Annotated in this window: 2 protein-coding genes and 1 pseudogene; all 3 read right to left on the bottom strand. The window is 39.0% G+C overall.

From position 1 onward, the window contains the following. Positions 1-23: 23 nt before the first annotated feature. Complete coding sequence (locus ACED59_RS24370; RefSeq protein ID WP_371705198.1) at positions 24-593, bottom strand: AAA family ATPase; 570 nt, start codon at positions 591-593, stop codon at positions 24-26. 280 nt (positions 594-873) lie between these two features. Then, a pseudogene (locus ACED59_RS24365) lies at positions 874-993 on the bottom strand (regulator); the annotation flags it as partial. 82 nt (positions 994-1075) lie between these two features. Continuing rightward, complete coding sequence (locus ACED59_RS24360; RefSeq protein WP_017099103.1) at positions 1076-1462, bottom strand: DUF6575 domain-containing protein; 387 nt, start codon at positions 1460-1462, stop codon at positions 1076-1078. Between the last annotated feature and the right edge of the window lie 470 nt (positions 1463-1932).

The following is a 1932-nucleotide window of genomic DNA, read 5'->3' as shown; positions in this document are numbered from 1 at the left end:
GTTAGTGATTGTACTCACTTAACTCAGTGTCCAAAACTTCTGGTGCGGATCACAAGCAGCAGTGCACACCTAGATTTACCGAGATTGGAAATAACACTATTTATACAGCTATCTATAATAGAGATGCTTACGTGATCTTCATTTTCATCAATCAAGTCAACTCTTCCCATTTCAAGTAGTTCAACTACTTTTTGAATATGGGCTTTACTCATTGATAAAAAAGATAAGCTTTGTTCGCCTAAAGCAATTTCCTGACTTTCATAAAGTCCTAAGAGAACTTTCAATAAAAGCCATTGATTGAACCAATAAGCTGCGTTTGGATTATTTCTGTACAAAGGCTCCAACTTTAATGAAGACTTAAAGTTAACATACACTGGTAAGGTATTGGCTCGCTTACTCGATATCAGGTTGTTATAAGCTTTGAGCATCAGAGTAGTCTTACCACACCCTCTAGGTCCGGTAATTAGTTTAGCTCCCCCTTGCGTGAGCTTTTTGACTATATCTACTTCATTTTGATGGCTGATTGTCCACTTTTTAAATGATTTTTTGGGGATGTACTCAGCTTGCTCAGTAAATACGTCTAAGTCTATCATTTTGTTATAATCTCTTGTTTAATCTCACGTCAATTATGGCATCAACGGATTTACTTGTCATTAAGGACCAAGTCAAATTGGGCTTCTAAGGCTAAAACAGGCTTTTGTTGTTACCAGTGTTTGAAATAATTGTTTAATTGTTTAATTGTTTAATTGTTTAATTGATTAAGCCGAGCTGTAGAGTTTTGAGCTCAACTTTGACTACATAGCATCAAAACTATGGCTAAGTAGTCAGGTTAATTACCATTCTAGCTATTCCAACATAGCCGTATATTATTTCTTAATGTATGGCTATAGCTCTAGCAAGCCTAAGTAAATGTGTTGAAGTCTTAACCTCTAATTCAGATTGAATCCATGAAGGCGCAGTTCCTGCTAAGTATTGTTGTCGCCTAACTACTTGCATATTTTCCTTACAAGAAGTAATTCATTAATTGCTAATGTCCAATTAGACGCTTCGGAGCCCGTAACTAATCTTGTAGAAACTAAAACATACAGGCTGCTTCAAGGTCGATTTCAAAATCAACGGGCGGTAGGTTTACTGAGTGCTTGTTCGCAGCATTCAACAATTCGACTTTCGCGGGCTTCCCTACTTCGTTTGTGTAGATAGTCGCTAGATATAGCTTATCTGAACGGTGGAACGCATCGTGAAAGCTCACTTCTTTGTTTAGCAACCTGGCAAGCAATGGCTTGGTTACCGGAATGTAAGCCCACTTAATGCATTGGCCGTTGTCGTAATCCCCACTCCAATACACCATAAACCTTTGGGTATTTTCATTCTTAACCGAAAAACACTTCGGCCCCAAGACGTCTTGATACACTTCCAGTAGTTCCAATTTACCTAGCTGTGTGCCTGTTGGGAGTAAGTTCATTGCTCGTTCCTCATGTTTCTAACGCTGCCTATCAAACCTTGCCTATAATCTTATAGTTAAATACTGTTTTTATATACAGCTATCTGGGCGTATTTTGATATGCCTGTTCGAAATCGAGAAGGCGGCAGCAACAATCCATAAGGAAGACGGTGGTTTCACCGATCTTCCAGCCACGAAAACGTTTGTCTCCATTAAGTTCTAAACTATAATCTCAAAGCTAACTTAATGTAACGAAAAATCATGGAGTTACGCTTACTTCCAGTACCCGAATGGCGATATAGTGGCGGCAAATTTTAATCACAAGAAACAGGGGTTGTGTCGCAAACAAGGGGGTAGGTTATGCTCACCCCTCAACATTCTTCAGCTTTAACATTATGACTATTAAGTTTACTGGCCGTCACTTCCCTTCTGAGATGGCTTTGTTGCGTAATTCAGTGGAACTAAATCCAGAACCTACGATCTGATCAGCT

This window comes from Vibrio sp. FF266, assembly GCF_041439695.1.
Classification (GTDB): Bacteria; Pseudomonadota; Gammaproteobacteria; order Enterobacterales; family Vibrionaceae; genus Vibrio; species Vibrio tasmaniensis_A.
Note: the sequence above shows the minus strand (reverse complement) of the source record. Positions and strands in the feature narration are given on the sequence as shown.